Here is a 19021-nt window from a genome sequence, read left to right as displayed (position 1 = left end):
TCAATGCCGTTATCAATTCATTTCCGTTAAAAAGTGTGACAGGCTTTTGTCGGAATGCGCTTGACGTGAACACTGGAGATTGAAACATGACCTATGTTGTGACCGACAATTGCATTCGCTGCAAATATACCGACTGCGTTGAGGTTTGTCCTGTCGACTGCTTTTATGAAGGTGAGAATATGCTTGTCATCCACCCGGATGAATGCATTGATTGCGGCGTTTGTGAACCTGAGTGCCCAGCGGAAGCAATCAAACCCGATACGGAACCGGGTTTGGATAAATGGCTTGAGCTGAATATGGAATATGCTTCGAAATGGCCGAATTTGACCATCAAAAAAGATCAGCTTCCGGAAGCAACCGAAATGGATGGTGTAACCGGCAAACTGGAAAAATTCTTTTCTGACAAACCGGGAACCGGCGACTGAGCTGAGCCGCTATCGAATCATTTCCGGCCTGAATGTTGATTTCTTTGGTTTTTTATGTTAGTTTACCAGAGTTCAGCCGATAGCTGAGTGTTTTCTGACGTTGATCTTCTATCACTGAAAGGTGGTTTCAATCTGACATGGATCCTTCGCTGTGCTGAATGGTTTCATTGAGCTCGGACGGATATGTCATTTTGAAGGGACCCGTAACGACATTTGCTTCGCAACTGTCGGGCAGGTTTTTTTGCCGTTTGATCAGTTTGATGCAACTGTGGGATGCTTTCTGTCGGATTTGGCTCGGTTTAAGGGCTTTCAACCTGTGTTTGCCGGCAAATGTGCCGGGCACAAAGGGAGTAAGTAAAAATATGTCGTCCCAGCAGAAAAAATCCCCGGCACGTCAGGGATTCAAAGCTTCAGAATATATCGTATATCCAGCTCATGGCGTCGGTCAGATTATCGCCATTGAAGAGCAGGAAGTTGCAGGGCACAAACTGGAATTGTTTGTGATCCACTTCGAAAAAGACAAAATGCATGTCAAAGTACCGGTTGCAAAAGCAATTTCTATCGGCATGCGTAAATTGTCTGAAACAGATTTTGTTGAACGTGCATTGAAAGTCCTTCAAGGGCGTGCACGTATCAAACGCACAATGTGGTCGCGTCGTGCTCAGGAATATGATGCGAAAATCAATTCGGGCGACCTTATTTCAATTGCCGAAGTTGTTCGTGATCTTTTCCGTGCAGAAAACCAGCCTGAGCAATCATACTCTGAAAGACAGCTCTATGAGGCAGCTCTTGATCGCATGGCGCGTGAGATTGCGGCAGTCAACAAAGTATCGGAAACCGAGGCGGTGCGCTCGATTGAAACCAATCTTGCGAAAAGCCCAAAACGCGGTTCTAAAAGTGACGCTGAATTGGAAGCAGAATCCGATGACGGCGAGGTTGTCGCCGCTTAATCGCATGATGACGCAACGATAACCAACCTGACGAAGATCGAAAAACCCGCTTCTCTAGCGGGTTTTTTTATAGCTGAAACATGTTTCTTGGAACCATTGATGTCTTCATTGGCTTAACTGAGCTATAAGCGAAATGCTCATCATTGTTCATGAACCACAAGGTTCAATAGGTTTTCCAAAACAAGCAACCAGCTTAACCGTACCAAACGAAACTGATTTATATGTGGTTTAACTATCGGCAGTTATTCCAAGCTTAATTGCCCGGAAGAGAGCAAGTGAGCCCGACCCTTTCGCAGCACACACCGCTTTCAAGCAAGCAACAGTCAATGTGCTAATTTGGAAGTCGACACTTTGGAGGTCGACATTATTGTATCGCTGCTTTTCAGAAACCAGACGGTATTAGCACTTTTTTTCCTGCGCAAATCCCGTTTGGATACGGTTTATTGCCTCCCTATGCGCGGATGTTGGAACAGGGAGTGCCTTTTTCTCTTTTATCAAAGTGAAGTAACAATGCAACACAAGTAACAATTATTAAGTGTGGTATAAATATATGAAATTTAAAGTTGTAAAGTCACAACTTTAACGTCATATTGGAACCATATCTCGATTCTGACGTTTGGTTCAAATAGCGGCACGAAGCGCCGTCACATTGAAGATGATTTTATAGTCACGACACCGAAGGGGCAGTTATGAGCAACGTTTCCACCGCCGTACAAGTTGCATCAAAAACATATTCCGGAACAGATAATACACTCGGACGCAACATGATGCGTTCGGCGATGAGAGCCCCCTATCTAGAGCGTCAGGATGAGCATGCCTTGGCATTGCGTTGGAAAGATCATCGCGATAGTGACGCTATGCACCAGATCGCAGCGGCTCACATGCGCTTGGTCATATCAATTGCCAATCGCTTCAAGCATTTCAAATTGCCTTTGGGTGACCTTGTTCAGGAAGGTTATGTTGGCCTTCTGGAAGCTGCTGCCCGTTTTGAGCCTGATCGGGAAGTCCGGTTTTCAACCTATGCCACTTGGTGGATAAGGGCATCTATACAAGACTATATTCTCCGCAATTGGTCAATCGTACGTGGGGGCACAAGCTCTGCACAGAAGGCACTGTTTTTTAACTTGCGTCGTCTGAGGTCAAAATTGGCTCAGGAAGATCGAAGCATGACCAAACAGGATATTTATCGCAACATCTCAGAAAAGCTCGGCGTGTCGGTGTCGGATGTTGAAACGATGGATTTTCGTTTTTCGGCTTCCGACAACTCGTTAAGCGCGCCTATGGTGGGTGATGACGAGAATTCGGGTTCCAAAATGGATGCTCTGGTTGATGAGCGCCCACTGCAGGACGAGATCATTGAAGATGAAATCGACGGACAGAGACGCTCGCAATGGTTGCATGACGCTTTACAGATTCTGAATGAACGTGAATTGCAAATTATTCGTACACGTCGTTTGAATGATGACGGTGCAACATTGGAATCGTTAGGTGAGGCAATGGGCATTTCCAAAGAACGCGTGAGACAGATCGAGGCGCGCGCCATGCAAAAGCTCCGTAACGCGCTCCTGTCAGTCAATAATGTCGAGGCCTATGAGGTTTAGGACTTTGGCTGCGCTTGCGGTTCCATTTATTGGCCGGTTGAGATATAAAGTTGCAATCAAGGAGAAACAGATTGCAACTTTATGATCAAAATGCGCTGGCAGAACAGCGCATCCTGAAATATTCGATATGGGTAACAATCGTTCTTGCGGTCACTGCTGTCTCTATTGGTATTTTCACCGGCTCATCTTCCATCATATTCGATGGGATGTATTCGGCAGTGGATTGTGTTTTTAGCCTAGCTGCATTGTTGGTTGCGCGGCTTATTCAGATCGACGTTAATCGACAAAAGCGCAAAGCTCCTAAGTTCACAGAGCGTTTTCAATACGGCTTCTGGCATTTTGAACCCATGCTCTTGGCGATTAACGGTATCTCTTTGATGATCGCCGTTTTTTACGGTTTATTCGAGTCTATCAGTACCATTTGGCGGGGTGGTCATACGCCCGACTTCGGGCCAGCGGTTTGGTTTGCATTCTTTGCCGTGTGCTTATGTTTCGGCTTGGCTTTTTATGAGTTGCGTCGCAATCGCGAGATTGGTTCAGCATTTATTGCTATAGATGCGAAAAGCTGGTTTGTTTCTGGCGGTATTAGTCTGGCGCTTCTCTGCGCCTTTATTTTTGCCTTCTTCATTGAAGGCACGGAGCATAGTTGGCTGCTGCCCTATATCGATCCTGCGGTTCTGGCCCTCATAGCAATTGTAATGATACCCGTACCGGTAAAAACGGTTATAAAAGCTCTGCGCGAAATTCTTATGATTACGCCGGTGTCTTTAGACAATCACGTTAACGCAGTGGTTGATGAAATAGTCGAGAGATATGGGTTCGTCGGAGCGCAGAACTATCTGGCAAAGGTGGGGCGGTCGACGATGATAGAAATTCACTTAATCTTACCGCAGAATTATCAGATCGGAAAAGTTGAAGAGCTGGATAAAATACGCTCCGAAATAGGCGATATGATCGGTGATGCTGGACCGGATCGCTGGTTGACGGTGTCATTCACTGCCAAACCGGAATGGGCTTATTGATGGGGTTTCGAACGAAACGGCGCCATCATGTTTTATCCCTTTCGCATTAAGCCTTGGCGTAGATTTACTCTGATATAATCTTTACGCGATCTCCGGCTGATAGTGTTGCCGTGGGAGATAGTGCATTGATGATGCGAAATAGTTTCTCGCTCGCGGTTGATCCTTGCATGCGCTGCGCCATTGACGAGACCGTCTCTCCTGCGCGTACAGTCACAACATGAATGCGCAGCGGCTTAAGCGCGGACACTTCGCGTGAGGACAGAGCCTTGAAAGTTGACGTTGTTGCTAAAGACACAGAAGCAAGATTTGTCGAGTTTCTTGGTGCGGCAGTTAAAAATCGGAAAACACGGTCTTTTACCACGATGACCACCACGTCAAACTCCCAACGGTCATTGACAGCCCTAGCACGGGCCGCGGGCAACCCGTTAATGCTGGTTTGTTGGACAGAAGCCGGATCAAGACCGCTAACCCACCCGCTTTGAATGTAGTCACTCGCGGAAAGTCCACGGGGGAGCGCCACACCATCAAAGCGGATAGCTATGTCTCCGGGGCCGCTTGCTATCACCGCAGCTGACGAATTATCAATGGTGAAACCCTGCGGAACCGTAAAGGTGACACCGAGTTTCGGATGAACAAACTGATTACCGCGAATATAGCCTTCGTCAGCCGTATCACCGAAAATCATGCCATCAATACCGTTGAGGAAATCATCGCGATCTGTTGTGCCGATACCAGGTGCACCGACTTTTCGCGCTTGGCCGATGGCCAATTGAATACGTTGCGGCGTGGCGGGATGGCTCGCCAAAAAATCCAATGTGGCATCGGTCGCGCCGGAAACATTACGAAAAGCCGTATAGGCTTCCATCGACTGCAAAAACCTGGGCGATGCAAAAGGGTCATATCCCGCTTCACCGAGCATTTTGATACCGATCGCGTCAGCCTGGAGTTCCTGATTCCGCGAAAATTGTGCAAGCCTGAGTTTTCCGCGTATCGCGGCCTCTTTTTCAACAGAACGGTCGGCAAGAACTTCGCTTACAACCTGATTGGTTAGCTCAACCTCAGCTTCTTTTTGCTGGCGTAAGATACCGTGATTGGCCGTCACATGTGCCATTTCATGCGCCAAAACTGCCGCCACTTCAGACGAGTCATTGGCTAGGGCCAACATACCGCGCGTGACATAGACATAGCCGCCGGGCAGTGCAAATGCGTTGACGTTGGGTGAATTGAGAATCGTGATACGATAAGTTTGGTTGGGATTTTCGGAAACGGCTGTTAATTTTCCGACGATCTTTGCAACCATACGTTCAAGTTTCGCGTCGCTATATTCACCGCCATAGGTTTGCAGTATGCGCGGATGTTGGGAAGCGCCCAATTTTGCCAGCGCGTCATTTTTGGCAACCCTGTCCACTGTCACCGGCGTTCCTGATGGAGTTAAACCACCATCAGGCTTATTGTAATCAAGAATTTGGCAGGCAGACAGCGTCAAAAAAGCACAGCCCAGCACCGAAGTGCGATATGGCACTTTAATCAGGCGCTTGAATTGCTTTTTTGTAGGAATGGATTTTATGCTTGCCGTCATCTTCAATCCGCTCATGCCAAACCGATGATTATCCATCTTCATCGCAATTATGGCGTAAATAGTCCTTTAGCGTTGTTTGACCGAAAAAGAACCAGAATAACAGTGTTTTTTTTCTTTACTGCGAATTCTTTCGGCAAATATGTATTGCTGTGACATATAGGTGACGATTGGTAAAAAGATAGAATGGGAATGGGGTTGGCATGGCAGTTTTTACTATTCTTTTAGGCGGCGACGTTTTTGTAACGCCGCGTTTAAAGCAGCAGGTCAGTGGCAGCATCGTATTGGCAGCTGATGGCGGTATGCGACATGCAAAACCACTCGATCTGAAACCCGATCTTTGGCTAGGTGACTTTGATTCATCAGATGAGGAGCTCAAACAATTATATAGCGGAATTGAGCGGGCAGTCTTTCCGGTCGCCAAGGATATGACAGATGGTGAGCTTGCCGTTGATGCCGCGCTGGCTCGGGGTGCAAAACGAATCATCCTGTGTGGCGCCTTTGGAGGCGAGCGTACTGATCACGCTCTTTTTCATATGACCTTTGCCGTAAACTTGGCGAAACGTGGGATCAATGTCATGTTGGCAAGTGGTCGGGAAGAAGCGTATCCGGTTTTACCCGGCGCTTTTCAATATGATTTGCCCGATAGAAGCCTGTTTAGTATTATCGGGCTGAGTGATCTTGATGGGCTATGTATTGAGGATGCAGAATGGCCGCTTGCCGATAAGCATGTTCCTTTTGGCGCATCTTTGACACTTTCTAACCGTATTCGCGGAACTTTGAACGTTAAACTGCGTTCAGGCCAAGCGATATTATTGGCTACCTTGACCCAAGCACTATGAACGCAAAGTGAACAGGTTGGTAAAGGGCCGTTAATATTCATGTGTGTAAACTCGGGACAGTCGATGGCCTTGGGCCTCGCGATGATCTTGGTTTCGCCTTATTATGGCGACACAATTAACGGGACGTTTTTTAAAAAAAGAGAGAGTGTGGCTATGTTAAAACGTATTTCATTGATTGCTATGGTTTCGGCTTTAGGCTTTGCAACTGTTGCTTGTACAGCCAATGAGCAGCGCACCGCAGGCTATGGTGCAGGTGGGGCAGCGTTAGGTGCGTTGGCTGGCGGTGCCATTAAGGGCAGCGGCAAAGGCGCTCTCGCCGGTGCTGCCATTGGTGCGGCGGCTGGTACGCTTGTCGGTGTGGCAACAACGCGCAATGGTGTTCAGTACTGTAATTATCGCGATGCATATGGTCGTATGTATCAGGCACCATGTAATTGATGTGAGTGGTGATTATGTAAGAGAGGGTCGGCTTTGCCGGCCCTTTTTTGTGGGCTATATCCGCTTTAATTGACAGATGCGTAGCAATCGCGCACAACAGAAAAAAAATGTCACATGGAATTCTGATGGCTCCTCCACTTCTCCGACTCGACCATGTCCTTCTTACATTTGGCGGCACACCGCTACTCACCGATGCCGCAATATCCGTGAGCGAAGATGATCGCATAGCCTTGGTCGGCCGTAACGGGTCTGGCAAATCCACTTTGCTAAAAATTGCAGCCGGATTTGTTGAACCGACCGATGGCGAGATATTCCGTCATCCGTCTGCGACAATCCGGTATCTACCCCAATCACCCGATATGGATGGCTTTGAGACTGTGAGAGCCTATGTCAGCGCAGGTTTAGGTCCAGCGGACGACGAACATCGTGTGAGCTATATGCTTGATCATCTTGGGCTATCCGGTGAAGCGGATCCCAGAAATCTCTCTGGCGGTGAAGCACGGCGCGCCGCATTGGCGCGCGTCATCGCACCGCAACCGGATATCCTTCTCCTTGATGAGCCAACGAATCACTTGGATCTCACAACCATTGAATGGCTCGAAGGTGAGCTCAATCTTATACGGTCGGCAATTGTACTCATTTCACATGACCGACGATTTTTGGAAAATGTTACCCGCTCAACCGTTTGGCTCGACCGGGGTGAAACCAAACGCCTTGAAAAAGGCTTTGGTTCTTTCGAGGAATGGCGCGACAAGCTGTTGGAGGAAGAGGAGCGCGAACAACATAAATTGGGGCGCCAGATTGAGAGGGAAGAACATTGGTTGCGTTACGGCGTAACAGCTCGACGCAAACGCAATGTTCGTCGTCTTGGTGACCTGCAGTCTTTACGCCAGCAGTATAAAGAATATCGCGGCCCACAGGGTAGCGCTGTTATGGAAGCCAGCGACACGCAGGAGTCGGGCAAGCTGGTGATAGAAGCAAAATCTATCAACAAAGCTTATGGTGATCGTATTCTTGTCGACAATTTTTCAACGCGGATCCAACGGGGCGATCGCATTGGTCTGGTCGGGCCGAACGGAATTGGTAAAACGACACTTTTATCGATGTTGACCGGAACTTTGGCGCCTGACAGCGGAACCATCCGCTTAGGCTTCAATCTGGAAATTGCGACGCTCGATCAAAAACGTGCGCTGGATGAAACGGAAACATTGGCCCACTATTTGACCGATGGTCGCGGCGATAGCGTCATTGTCAATGGCGAGCAGCGTCATGTTGTGTCTTATATGAAGGACTTTCTCTTCCAACCCGAGCAAGCCCGCACCCCCATCAAAGAGTTATCGGGCGGTGAAAGGGCGCGTTTAATGCTGGCGCGCGTCTTGTCACGACCGGCAAATCTACTCATTCTCGATGAACCGACCAATGATCTTGACATGGAGACATTGGATCTTCTGCAAGAACTGGTTGCTGGTTTTGCAGGGACTGTGGTTCTCGTCAGCCATGATCGTGATTTTCTCGACCGCACCGTGACGAGTATTATTGCACCGGAAGGAAACGGACGTTGGTTGCAATATGCCGGCGGCTATAGTGATATGTTGGCGCAAAGGAAAGGTGCGGCCCTTGAAGAACGGAAAGCACGTAAATTGGTTGGTACACCAACCGGGTCAGAGCCTGTGCAACTGCCACGCAACGACAAGCAGAAATTATCGTACAAACAAAAATACGCGTTGGAGAAGTTGCCGGAAGAAATAGATGCGCTTCAAGGTGAGATTGCAAAGCTGGAACAGGAGTTTTCTGATCCTTCACTTTATACGCGCGACGCCAAACGCTTTCAGCAATTGTCCAAGCTTTTGGATGAAAAACGGCTGACTATTACTAAAAAAGAAGAAGAATGGTTGCAATTGGAAATGTTGCGGGAAGAAATTGAAAACGCCTAAAGGCCGCTGCTTATCTTACTTTGTTGTTTAACAACTTTCGAGCGTTTGTAGGATTTCGGTAACGGCTATATCGGCTTTCTCTGCGATTTGAAGCACCAGCTGTTCCAGGTCTGAAAAATCCGGTTGGTCGAGGATAGTGGCTTCCAGCACACTATATTTGGGCATCGCAACCCGCTTTTCATTCCATTTGGTGGCTTTGAGCCGTGTCCAATATTCCTTTTGTACGGCTGCATTTTGTCCCATAAGCCACAACTCAAAGCGCATTTGCTTGTGATTGAGAACAATGCCAAAACGTAGTTTTTGTTGATGTAATGAGGCATTGTAAAAAGGAAAATAGGTAAAATCCATATAACCGGGTGAAACATTGCCTATGGTAAAATCATGTTGTGAAAAATCGCCATAGGATGCTTTCACTTTCATCACAAACTTTATCAGAAAAGCATAGGTGGATGCGATGTCGCTTTCGTTTAGCTGCTGCTTATAGTGCGCAATCATATTGTTGATCATTATACCACCCGTTTCGTTTCCATATTTTGTATAACGAACGGATAATCAATTGGATATAGCGGATAAGCGTAGATCTGGCTGAGCGAAAAAAAGCCTTTCAAGAAATGAAAGGCTTTTGGTACTGAAAAAGTGGTCTAGTTCATTCCAAGGGCGTCTTTGTAAAGCTGTATCATCGCCTCTTCTTCTTGACGCTCATGGTCTTCTTTTTTACGCAAACGAATGATGGTGCGCACAGCTTTGTTGTCAAAACCAGTGCCTTTCAATTCGGCATAAACGTCTTTGATGTCATCAGAGATCGTTTTCTTTTCTTCTTCAAGACGCTCAATACGTTCAATGAAAGAGCGTAATTGGCCAACGGCCACGGCTTGTGTTTCGTCTGTCACATCACTCATGGAAATGGTCTCCAGATAGATTCCTGTTATACGACTCGAGAAGTCGGTCGCAGTGTGACATTTCGATGCCCGAGTCCGGCCCTCGGAGTCAAGCCACAAGCATTTTTTTTTCGTTTATTCTGTGAAATGCTACGATATCAGTCACAGCGGGAGACATGAAACTGTTTCATGTGAATCAGCGTATCAAGGTTGATCTTTCGGAGAATTGGGGCAAGGCGCTGAGCCCAAGTTTCAACACCGTCGGCATCGCAAATAAGATCCTGACGTATTTCAATTAAAATATGCGCGATGCCTTTTCGCGTACAATGGCGATACATCGTATCGCCCTTGAGAGCGCCATCATAAGGCTGATTATCACCAATGGTGAGATCTCCGCTTTGTTGTAAAGCGTGATAAAGTAAGTTGAATACCCGTGGGTCGCTATCCCAAAGCAGACCAATCTCCCAAGGTCTAGTTATTCCACGCCAGACGGGCGTAAAAGAATGAATAGAGATGACCAACGGGCTTTGGCCGCTCTGGTGCTCGACTTGCGCAATCAACTGGTCGATCGCTCTATCGTACGGTTTGTAAAAACAGTCGATCCGTCGCTGGCGTTCGCTGTCATCCAAAGGATAGTTGCTTGGAACCACTGCTCCATCAGATAGTTGCATGATCAGTGTCGGATCCGTTTCACCGCGGTTGGGGTCAATCAACAGACGTGAGAAGTTACTGAGTATCGCAGGTGCATCAAGTTGCATGGCAAGCGCTCTGGTAAGTGCTTCAGCACCGATATCATAGGCGATGTGGCGCTCAAGTTCTGACGCTGGTAGACCGAGTGTGCCATATTCGGGCGGAAGCGTATTGCGGGCGTGATCGGCAATCAATACAATGCCCGTCTGCATATTTCCGGAAATTTCGAAAAATGGCACCAATTTTTTGCCCTGATGTGAATTTTCCATCATCATTTTTCTGACACGACCTTATTCTAGAAGCGGTTAAGATTGACAATTCTATCGAAACTACACAAAACAGCAGAAGTGAATGGAAGAACGCTGTAGAAATGTTTTACAGCCTAAGGTGCCGACAATGCTATTGAAAAAAATTCGGGTTGTTCTCATCGGCCTGGTGCTTGCATCTGCAACGGGCAGCCTCGCACATGCTGATTTTCGAGTATGCAATACAACGCAGGAGATTATCGGCGTGTCGATTGGCTATCGTGCGCCTTCGGGCTGGGTTAGCGAAGGGTGGTGGGTCGTCGGTCCGACACGTTGCAAAACCATAATCGATGGTCCGTTATCGTCCCGCTTCTATTATCTTCATGCTGAAGATGCAAAAAATCAGGGGCGCTGGGATGGCCCTGTCAATATGTGTGTTAAAGACAGCGAATTTAAAATTGATGGGGTAAATGATTGTTTTGCCCGCGGCTTTCAGAAAGCCGGATTTCAGGAAATTGATACCGGTACACAGACGAGCTGGATGGTCCAGCTGACCGAACCGGTGTCGAATAATCCGGCGTTAGACACGCCGGTTGTCACAGGAGCGCCTACCGAATGAAACGCGATCGTAAAGTAAAAATTCTTGCAACCCTCGGCCCTGCATCGGCTGATGAAGCAATGATCGAAAAACTTTTCATGGCTGGTGCGGATGTTTTCCGCATTAATATGAGCCATGCGGATCATGATATGATGCGTACATTGGTCAAACGCATCCGTACGATCGAGAAGAAGCTTGGCCGGCCAATCGGCATTCTCGCAGATTTGCAGGGTCCAAAGCTGCGTGTCGGAAAATTTGCCGAAGGCAAGGTCGATCTGGTTGTCGGCCAGTCTTTCACCTTGGACAATAAAGACGTTCCCGGTGATAATAAGCGCGTCTTTCTTCCCCATCCTGAAATTCTGGATGCGGTCAAGCCTGGTGAACGCTTGTTGATTGATGATGGGAAGCTGGAACTTCTTGCCGAAAAATGCAGCAATCATTCCATCCAGTGTAAAGTTATCGCGGGAACACGTATATCCGACCGCAAAGGTGTCAGTCTGCCTGATACAACCTTGGGTGTCGGAGCGATGACAGATAAGGACCATAAGGATCTTTTGGCCGTTCTCAAAGAGCCGATTGACTGGATTGCACTTTCCTTTATCCAGCGTCCAGAAGACATTGCCGAGGCCCGTAAGATCACACAAGGTAAGGTTGCCATTCTTTCTAAAATCGAGAAACCGCAAGCGGTGCAGCGGATTGAGGAGATTGTCGATCTTTCCGATGCCGTCATGGTTGCGCGTGGTGATCTGGGCGTCGAAATGCCGCTTGAAACAGTGCCCGGAATTCAGATGGATATCATCAAAACCTGCCGGCGCGCGGGCAAGCCGGTGGTCGTTGCGACCCAAATGTTGGAATCAATGATCAGTGCGCCGGTTCCGACACGCGCCGAAGTTTCAGACGTGGCTACTGCGGTATACGAAGGGGCTGATGCCATTATGCTGTCAGCTGAGTCCGCATCCGGCCTCTATCCAGAGGAAGCTGTTCGCACAATGGATCGGATCGCCTGCAAAATTGAACGCGATCCAAATTACGCTCCCATGATCAATGCCCAGCATCCTTCGCCCGAACCGACAGGAGCGGATGCGATTTCACTTGCTGCGCGCCAAATCGCGGAAACGCTCAACCTATCCGCAATCGTTGCTTACACGGGGTCAGGCGCCACAGGTGTTCGTGCTTCGCGTGAGCGTCCAAGTACGCCAATCATCGCCCTTTCTCCCGTCGTAGAGACAGCACGTCGTCTGGCATTGGTATGGGGCTTGCACTGCGTCGTCACTGAAGATGCGCATGACTTGGATGATATGGTCGATCGTGCCGCATCGATTGCTTGTCAGGAAGGGTTTTGTGTTCCAGCCGATCGCATCATCATTTCCGCGGGTGTCCCTTTAGGGACACCTGGTGCAACGAATATGCTGCGCATCGCCTATGTTTCGAAAGACGGTATGAAAGGCGTATAGCATGCTAACCATCGGCCTTATCGGTGGTATGAGTTGGGAGAGTTCAGCCGAGTATTATCGGCTGATCAATCAATCCATTCAAAAGAAACTGGGCGGCGCGCATTCTGCGCGCAGCCTCATGGTTTCAGTCGATTTCGGCGAGATTGAAAAATTACAGCATGAAGGCCGATGGGATATTCTTCAGCAAAAAATGGTGGATGCAGCCAGACAATTGCAGTTTGGCGGTGCTGACTTTATCGTCCTTTGCACCAATACAATGCATCGTTTTGCAGATGCTATCGAAAGTGCTATCATCATACCTTTCCTGCATATAGCCGATGCCACAGCGCAACGTATAGAAACGCATGGATTTAAAAAGGTCGGCTTGTTAGGTACGCGCTTTACAATGGAGCAGGATTTTTACAAGCGTAAATTGACTGTCGGTTATGGTTTAGATGTCCTTGTTCCGGAAGAAACCGATAGGGCAACCGTCCATCGCATCATCTATGACGAGCTGGTGAAGGGCGTTGTAACGGAACAATCCCGTCAAAATTATCGCGCGATCATAGATCGTTTGGTTCGTGGCGGTGCAGAGGCGATCATTTTCGGATGTACGGAGATCTCGTTGCTCGTTGATCAAAGCGACAGTGCCGTTCCTGTATTTGATACGACCGCTATACATGCACAAGCAGCGGTGGAAAAAGCGCTTGAGCAAACCATTTGATACAAGAGAATATGCTCGTTTGTAGGCCTGGTTATCAGCGTTTTCGGCGAAGGTCGTTCAACGCGCTTGATGTGTGCGGCCTTTTGTTGGATTGAACCGACACGCATGAACTTTCTGTTTCATTGCACGCATAACACAGAAACCGGCTTTCAATTTTCGCTGCACCCTATAGGACGGCACAACACACATCAGTTCGCATAAAATGATGACAAGATGAATACAATTTCGTTGCGTAACCGATTTTGAAAAAAAAAGCTCGAATCCTGCGCGTAGGCGATGAATTTCGATAGGTCAATCCATGCTGTTACCGGTTTGCAATGAGCTGGCTAGCGAGTGTTTCTATATGGCTTGCAGCCTTATCAATCGTCTTTGCGATGCTCACTTCATAACGCTCGCCGACAGTGGCCAATTTCGCGTTTTCTTGTCGAAGCTCTTCGTTTTCTCGTTTCATAATATCCATTTGGCGCTGTGTTTCAGCCAGTTCATCCATCACCATAATGCCGGCCATAACAGATAAACGGTGATCGCCAATCTCACCAAAATTCGATTTCAAATGGCTGATATATTGGTCAAGCTGCTGGGCAAGACCTGTCAAATGCTGTTCCTGGCCTTCATCGCAAGCCATGCGATAAGTTTTTCCGTCGATCGTGACTGAAACAGTTGCCATATCTTATCTGCCCTTTATCGATCAACCACGGTGCGAATTGTCTCCATCGCCGTGATCAAGCGGCGCGACACTTCCTTATTTGCCAGTTCCAAGCGTTCCGCGCGTGCCTCGGACGTATCGAGTTCTTGTGCAAGACGGCTGCGGTCGGCATTCATGCGTTGGACCTCTTCCTCCAGCTCACCTGTGCTGGACTGGCTTTCGTGATTGTTGCTCACCGCAGTTTCCAGCGTCTTAAGCGCTTTTTCCAACCGCTCGATAGCCTGATCGAGAATCGATGTGTCTTGCCGCATCCTGTTCCTGATCCTTTTTTAAAAGCCAGCGTCAAAAAACGAATCACATCAGCATTTTCTGAGTGATTTTTCTTATTCTTAATTGGCTCTGAGCCATGTGGCAAGAAATCCACCATATCAGAGCTGTTGAAAGCCGGAATTTATTGACTCATCGTGTGCAAGTGATATGTGTCAATCGTTGCGGACGACCGGAACTTTTTTCAGCGATCAAAGAGTAGCCCGAACCCATGAAAAACAGTGACAAACAGAACCAGATGGCCAACGCTATCCGTTTTCTTTCCATCGATGCCATTGAAAAAGCCAATTCGGGACATCCCGGTCTGCCTATGGGGGCAGCCGATATCGCGACCGTGCTTTATACAAAATTCCTTGCCCACGATCCCAAAAAGCCTAATTGGCCAAACCGCGACCGATTCATTCTTTCGGCGGGTCATGGATCAATGTTGCTTTATTCGGTCATGTACCTTTCGGGATATGAAGACATCACCATTGATGAGATCAAGAAATTCCGCCAACTCGGAGCAAGAACGGCAGGGCATCCCGAGTATGGGCACGCCAGCGGCATCGAGACTACAACCGGGCCATTGGGCCAAGGAATCGCCAATGCGGTGGGTATGGCACTTGGTGAAAGATTGATGAATGCGCGTTTTGGTGATCTCGTTGACCACTATACCTACGCTCTTGCTGGCGACGGTTGCCTTATGGAAGGTATCTCGCAGGAGGCGATTGCTATTGCTGGGCATATGAAGCTGAACAAGCTGATTCTGTTCTGGGATGATAACAATATCTGCATTGATGGTGCAGTGTCCCTTGCAGATAATACCGATCAATGTGCCCGCTTCCAAGCCTGTAACTGGAACACGATCAAGGTTGACGGGCACGATCAGGAAGCGCTGGCAAAGGCAATTGAAAAAGCCAAGTTGTCCGATAAGCCTACCTTGATTGCTTGCAAGACCACGATCGGCTTCGGTTCTCCGCATAAAGCGGGCACCAACAAGGTGCATGGCTCGCCCTTGGGCGCGGAAGAAGTGGCAGACACGCGTGCGGCGCTGGGTTGGACAAGTGAGCCGTTTGTTGTGCCTGCCGAAATTCTCGATAGCTGGCGTCTTGCCGGCCTCAATGCTGCCAAAAAGCGTATTGAATGGGAAAAGAAACTGGATGCGCTGGATCCTGAACGTCGGGCTGAATTCGAGCGTTTGATGCGTGGCGATCTGCCGGGCAATTTTGATGCCGCTATTGCCGATTATAAAAAGCAGTTGGCCGCGGATCAACCAAAGGTGGCGACACGGAAAGCCTCGGAAATGGCGCTGGAAATCATTAACGGCGTTGTTGGCGAAACCGTTGGGGGCTCTGCCGATCTGACCGGTTCAAACAACACGAAAACAAGCCAGACCAAAAGCATTACGCCAGACGATTTTTCGGGGCGTTATATCCACTATGGTATCCGCGAACATGCCATGGGCGCGATGATGAATGGTCTTGCGCTTTACGGTGGTATCATCCCTTATTCGGGTACTTTCCTTTGTTTCGCCGATTATGTTCGTCCGGCCATGCGTTTATCATCTCTGATGGGGATCCGCGTCATTTACGTTATGACGCACGATTCGATCGGCTTGGGTGAAGATGGGCCAACGCACCAGCCGGTTGAGCATTTGGCCAGTCTGCGCGCTATTCCCAATCATCTTGTTTTTCGTCCTGCGGATGTGGTGGAGACGGCAGAATGTTGGCAATTGGCACTCAAATCGCACCAGACTCCATCAACGCTGGCTTTGACACGGCAGAATCTGCCGACCTTGCGCAAGGACTACGAGGAAGAAAATCTCTGCGCATTGGGTGCGTATGAGCTGATGACGGCTAGTGATGATGCAAAAGTAACTCTTTTTGCCTCCGGATCCGAAGTTGAAATAGCTGTCAATGCACGTGATGTGCTTGAAAGCAAGGGCGTACCGACCCGCGTTGTTTCGGTTCCTTGTTTCGAGTTGTTCGAGCAGCAGCCGGAATCCTACCGCAAAGCATTGATCGGCACGGCGCCGGTGAAAATTGCAGTCGAAGCGGCTATTCGGCAGGGATGGGATCGCTTCATTGGTACGGACGGTGTTTTTGTCGGGATGCATGGGTTTGGTGCCAGCGGGCCGATTGACGCACTTTACGCACATTTCGGCATTACATCTGAAGCTGTCGTTGCCGCGGCAGAAGCAAAACTTTAATACTGAAACATCTCAATCTAGGGAGAGATATTATGGCAGTACGTGTAGCAATCAACGGTTTTGGACGTATCGGACGCAACGTTCTTCGTGCAATCATCGAAAGCGGTCGCACGGATATTGAAGTCGTGGCGATCAATGATTTGGGGCCGGTTGAAACCAATGCCCATCTGTTGCGCTACGATTCGGTTCATGGACGTTTTCCCCATGAAGTCAAGGTTTCAGGCGATACGATTGATGTAGGCCGTGGTCCGATCAAGGTAACGGCTGTTCGTGACCCCAAGGAATTGCCTTGGAAAGAACTCAATATCGACATCGCTATGGAATGCACGGGTATTTTTACCAGCCGCGATAAGGCTGCCTATCATCTGGAAGCTGGCGCGAAGCGCGTTATTGTTTCCGCTCCTGCCGATGGTGCTGATCTGACTGTTGTTTATGGTGTCAACCATGACAAGCTGACCAAGGATCATCTGGTTATCTCGAATGCTTCGTGCACAACCAACTGTCTTGCCCCTGTGGCCCAGGTCCTTAACGATACCGTCGGTATTGAAAAGGGCTTCATGACAACCATCCATTCTTATACAGGTGATCAGCCAACACTCGATACCATGCACAAGGATCTTTACCGTGCCCGTGCAGCCGCTTTGTCGATGATCCCGACATCAACCGGCGCTGCAAAGGCCGTCGGCCTCGTACTGCCCGAGTTGAAGGGCCTTCTCGACGGTGTAGCTATCCGTGTGCCGACACCGAATGTTTCAGTTGTTGACCTGACATTTATTGCCAAGCGTCCTACCACCGTTGAAGAGATCAACGATGCGATCCGTGCTGCATCAAACGGCCGGTTGAAAGGCGTACTTGGTTACACGGACGAAAAATTGGTCAGCCACGATTTCAACCATGATCCGCATTCATCGGTTTTCCACACAGACCAGACAAAGGTGATGGATGGCAGCCTCTGCCGTATCCTTTCCTGGTATGACAATGAATGGGGCTTCTCCAACCGTATGGGTGATACTGCGGTGGCACTCGCAAAAACAATCTAACTTGACTAATGGGGGCTGCGGCCCCCATTTTCATTCAAGGGATGCCCTCGATTCAGGGGTGTCCGGTCGTGACTGCAATGTAACAGGCTGCATGACATCTAAACGATGTGGCCGCTTTTTTGTCTGGAGAGTAATATGGCTTTTCGCACCCTTGACGATGCCGATGTAAAATCAAAACGTGTTCTCTTACGCGTTGACCTCAATGTTCCGGTCGCCGATGGTCAGGTGACTGATGCGACACGTATCGAACGAGTGAAGCCAACGATCATGGAATTGCATGAAAAAGGCGCGAAAGTTATTTTGCTCGCCCATTTCGGTCGGCCAAAAGGAAAAGTCGTTGAAGAAGATTCACTTCGTCAAATCGTCAAAACGACAGAAAAAATATTAGGACATTCTGTTGGCTTTTCAGAAGATTGCATCGGGGCGCCTGCAAAAGCTGCAGTAGACTCCATGCAAGATGGCGATATCATTTTATTTGAAAATACCCGCTTCCACGCTGGAGAGGAAAAAAATGATCCCGCTTTCGCGCAGGCATTAGCGCTAAATGGTGATATCTTTGTCAATGATGCTTTTTCGGCTGCCCACCGCGCCCATGCCTCGACAGAGGGGCTTGCACATCTATTGCCGGCCTATGCTGGCCGCTCGATGCAAATGGAGCTGGAGGCACTTGAAAAAGGTCTAGGAAATCCTGCCCACCCCGTCGTTGCGATCGTCGGCGGTGCCAAGGTTTCTACAAAAATCGATCTATTGAACAATCTTGTCGAAAAAGTTGACGCGCTGGTAATCGGTGGTGGCATGGCCAACACGTTTCTTGCCGCGCAAGGTCTTGATGTCGGCAAGTCACTTTGTGAACATGAGCTTGGCGAAACAGCCCGTGCTATTCTTGCAAAGGCAAAAACAACAAATTGTACGGTTATCCTTCCCGTTGATGCCGTTGTTGCTTATCGTTTTGAAGCGGATGCGCCCAATCAACATTATGGTGTTGACGCTCTGCCAGCCGATGGCATGATGCTTGATGTTGGTGATGGCTCGATCGAGCGTATCAATGCGGCGATAGATGAGGCAGCCACGCTTGTTTGGAATGGGCCGCTCGGCGCATTTGAACTTCATCCATTTGATAAAGGCACTGTTGCGGCGGCAAAGCGCGCGGCAGAACGTACACGCCAGGGTAAGCTGATATCGGTAGCGGGCGGTGGTGACACCGTGGCAGCCTTGAATCATGCCGGTGTCGCTTCTGACTTCACCTATATTTCAACCGCTGGCGGTGCTTTCCTTGAATGGATGGAAGGAAAGCCACTTCCCGGTGTCATAGCCTTGGAACAATAAATGTAAAATCGGAAGGCGCATCATTTTGCTTAATTTAGCGAAATAATACGCCTTCTCCCCATTTCAATCGATTGAGAAAACTGCACGGCCATTCCGTTTCATAGACAATTTTGTTATTGCTTTGGTCAGTTAAAA

At 48.7% G+C, this 19021-nt stretch carries 19 protein-coding genes; 13 read left to right on the top strand and 6 right to left on the bottom strand.

Going from position 1 to position 19021, the window contains the following annotated elements:
* Positions 1-86 precede the first annotated feature (86 nt).
* From fdxA to ACYSNS_RS01415, 4 genes are all read left to right on the top strand, one after another.
* Entirely contained in the window at positions 87-425 is a 339-nt protein-coding gene (gene fdxA / locus ACYSNS_RS01430; RefSeq protein WP_461721343.1) for a ferredoxin FdxA, read from the top strand.
* Between the two features lie 362 nt (positions 426-787).
* A complete protein-coding gene (locus tag ACYSNS_RS01425) occupies positions 788-1375 on the top strand; it encodes a CarD family transcriptional regulator (protein ID WP_461721342.1) in 588 nt (195 codons plus the stop codon).
* A 689-nt stretch (positions 1376-2064) separates the two neighbouring features.
* Entirely contained in the window at positions 2065-2976 is a 912-nt protein-coding gene (locus ACYSNS_RS01420; RefSeq protein ID WP_461721341.1) for an RNA polymerase factor sigma-32, read from the top strand.
* Positions 2977-3047: 71 nt separating this feature from the next.
* The gene (locus ACYSNS_RS01415) at positions 3048-3998 is read left to right on the top strand and encodes a cation diffusion facilitator family transporter (protein ID WP_461721340.1); all 951 of its coding nucleotides are present in this window, start codon (positions 3048-3050) and stop codon (positions 3996-3998) included.
* Between the two features lie 64 nt (positions 3999-4062).
* On the opposite strand, the gene ACYSNS_RS01410 is transcribed toward ACYSNS_RS01415, so the two are convergent.
* Positions 4063-5613 carry a M48 family metalloprotease gene (locus tag ACYSNS_RS01410; RefSeq protein ID WP_461721339.1) on the bottom strand — a complete coding sequence of 517 codons (1551 nt, stop codon included), beginning with the start codon at positions 5611-5613 and terminating at the stop codon, positions 4063-4065.
* A 164-nt stretch (positions 5614-5777) separates the two neighbouring features.
* Here ACYSNS_RS01410 and ACYSNS_RS01405 point away from each other — a divergent pair, with 164 nt between their 5' ends.
* The 3 genes from ACYSNS_RS01405 (at position 5778) to ACYSNS_RS01395 (ending at position 8788) form a co-directional block, all read left to right on the top strand.
* Positions 5778-6416, top strand: coding sequence for a thiamine diphosphokinase (locus ACYSNS_RS01405; protein WP_461721338.1), 639 nt, complete (start codon positions 5778-5780; stop codon positions 6414-6416).
* Between the two features lie 153 nt (positions 6417-6569).
* Positions 6570-6854 carry a hypothetical protein gene (locus ACYSNS_RS01400; RefSeq protein WP_461721875.1) on the top strand — a complete coding sequence of 95 codons (285 nt, stop codon included), beginning with the start codon at positions 6570-6572 and terminating at the stop codon, positions 6852-6854.
* 125 nt (positions 6855-6979) lie between these two features.
* A complete protein-coding gene (locus ACYSNS_RS01395; RefSeq protein WP_461721337.1) occupies positions 6980-8788 on the top strand; it encodes an ABC-F family ATP-binding cassette domain-containing protein in 1809 nt (602 codons plus the stop codon).
* A 27-nt stretch (positions 8789-8815) separates the two neighbouring features.
* On the opposite strand, the gene ACYSNS_RS01390 is transcribed toward ACYSNS_RS01395, so the two are convergent.
* The 3 genes from ACYSNS_RS01390 to ACYSNS_RS01380 form a co-directional block, all read right to left on the bottom strand.
* Positions 8816-9295: a DUF7000 family protein gene (locus ACYSNS_RS01390; protein ID WP_461721336.1), complete on the bottom strand. Its 480-nt coding sequence runs from the start codon at positions 9293-9295 to the stop codon at positions 8816-8818.
* Between the two features lie 134 nt (positions 9296-9429).
* Positions 9430-9687 carry a DUF2312 domain-containing protein gene (locus ACYSNS_RS01385; RefSeq protein WP_461721335.1) on the bottom strand — a complete coding sequence of 86 codons (258 nt, stop codon included), beginning with the start codon at positions 9685-9687 and terminating at the stop codon, positions 9430-9432.
* A 137-nt stretch (positions 9688-9824) separates the two neighbouring features.
* Positions 9825-10631 (bottom strand): N-formylglutamate amidohydrolase, encoded by an 807-nt coding sequence (locus tag ACYSNS_RS01380; protein ID WP_461721334.1) that lies wholly within the window; start codon positions 10629-10631, stop codon positions 9825-9827.
* Between the two features lie 121 nt (positions 10632-10752).
* Here ACYSNS_RS01380 and ACYSNS_RS01375 point away from each other — a divergent pair, with 121 nt between their 5' ends.
* From ACYSNS_RS01375 to ACYSNS_RS01365, 3 genes are read left to right on the top strand one after another with little or no spacing between them, the layout of a single operon-like run.
* A complete protein-coding gene (locus ACYSNS_RS01375) occupies positions 10753-11220 on the top strand; it encodes a DUF1036 domain-containing protein (RefSeq protein ID WP_461721874.1) in 468 nt (155 codons plus the stop codon).
* Positions 11217-12653 (top strand): pyruvate kinase, encoded by a 1437-nt coding sequence (gene pyk, locus ACYSNS_RS01370; protein ID WP_461721333.1) that lies wholly within the window; start codon positions 11217-11219, stop codon positions 12651-12653. The genes ACYSNS_RS01375 and pyk overlap by 4 nt, the downstream gene beginning before the upstream one ends.
* Position 12654: 1 nt before the next feature.
* Positions 12655-13356, top strand: coding sequence for an aspartate/glutamate racemase family protein (locus ACYSNS_RS01365; RefSeq protein WP_461721332.1), 702 nt, complete (start codon positions 12655-12657; stop codon positions 13354-13356).
* Between the two features lie 304 nt (positions 13357-13660).
* On the opposite strand, the gene ACYSNS_RS01360 is transcribed toward ACYSNS_RS01365, so the two are convergent.
* Positions 13661-14023: a cell division protein ZapA gene (locus ACYSNS_RS01360; protein ID WP_461721331.1), complete on the bottom strand. Its 363-nt coding sequence runs from the start codon at positions 14021-14023 to the stop codon at positions 13661-13663.
* 14 nt (positions 14024-14037) lie between these two features.
* Positions 14038-14313, bottom strand: coding sequence for a DUF4164 domain-containing protein (locus ACYSNS_RS01355; RefSeq protein ID WP_461721330.1), 276 nt, complete (start codon positions 14311-14313; stop codon positions 14038-14040).
* Positions 14314-14540: 227 nt separating this feature from the next.
* On the opposite strand from ACYSNS_RS01355, the gene tkt reads away from it, so the two are divergent.
* The 3 genes from tkt to ACYSNS_RS01340 all read left to right on the top strand — a co-directional run bounded on the left by tkt (position 14541) and on the right by ACYSNS_RS01340 (position 18886).
* Positions 14541-16520 carry a transketolase gene (gene tkt, locus ACYSNS_RS01350; RefSeq protein WP_461721329.1) on the top strand — a complete coding sequence of 660 codons (1980 nt, stop codon included), beginning with the start codon at positions 14541-14543 and terminating at the stop codon, positions 16518-16520.
* Positions 16521-16552: 32 nt separating this feature from the next.
* Complete coding sequence (gene gap, locus ACYSNS_RS01345) at positions 16553-17560, top strand: type I glyceraldehyde-3-phosphate dehydrogenase (protein WP_461721328.1); 1008 nt, start codon at positions 16553-16555, stop codon at positions 17558-17560.
* A gap of 135 nt (positions 17561-17695) precedes the next feature.
* Complete coding sequence (locus ACYSNS_RS01340) at positions 17696-18886, top strand: phosphoglycerate kinase (RefSeq protein WP_461721327.1); 1191 nt, start codon at positions 17696-17698, stop codon at positions 18884-18886.
* Positions 18887-19021 lie beyond the last annotated feature (135 nt).

It is taken from the genome of Bartonella sp. LJL80 (assembly GCF_054871565.1).
Note: the sequence above shows the minus strand (reverse complement) of the source record. Positions and strands in the feature narration are given on the sequence as shown.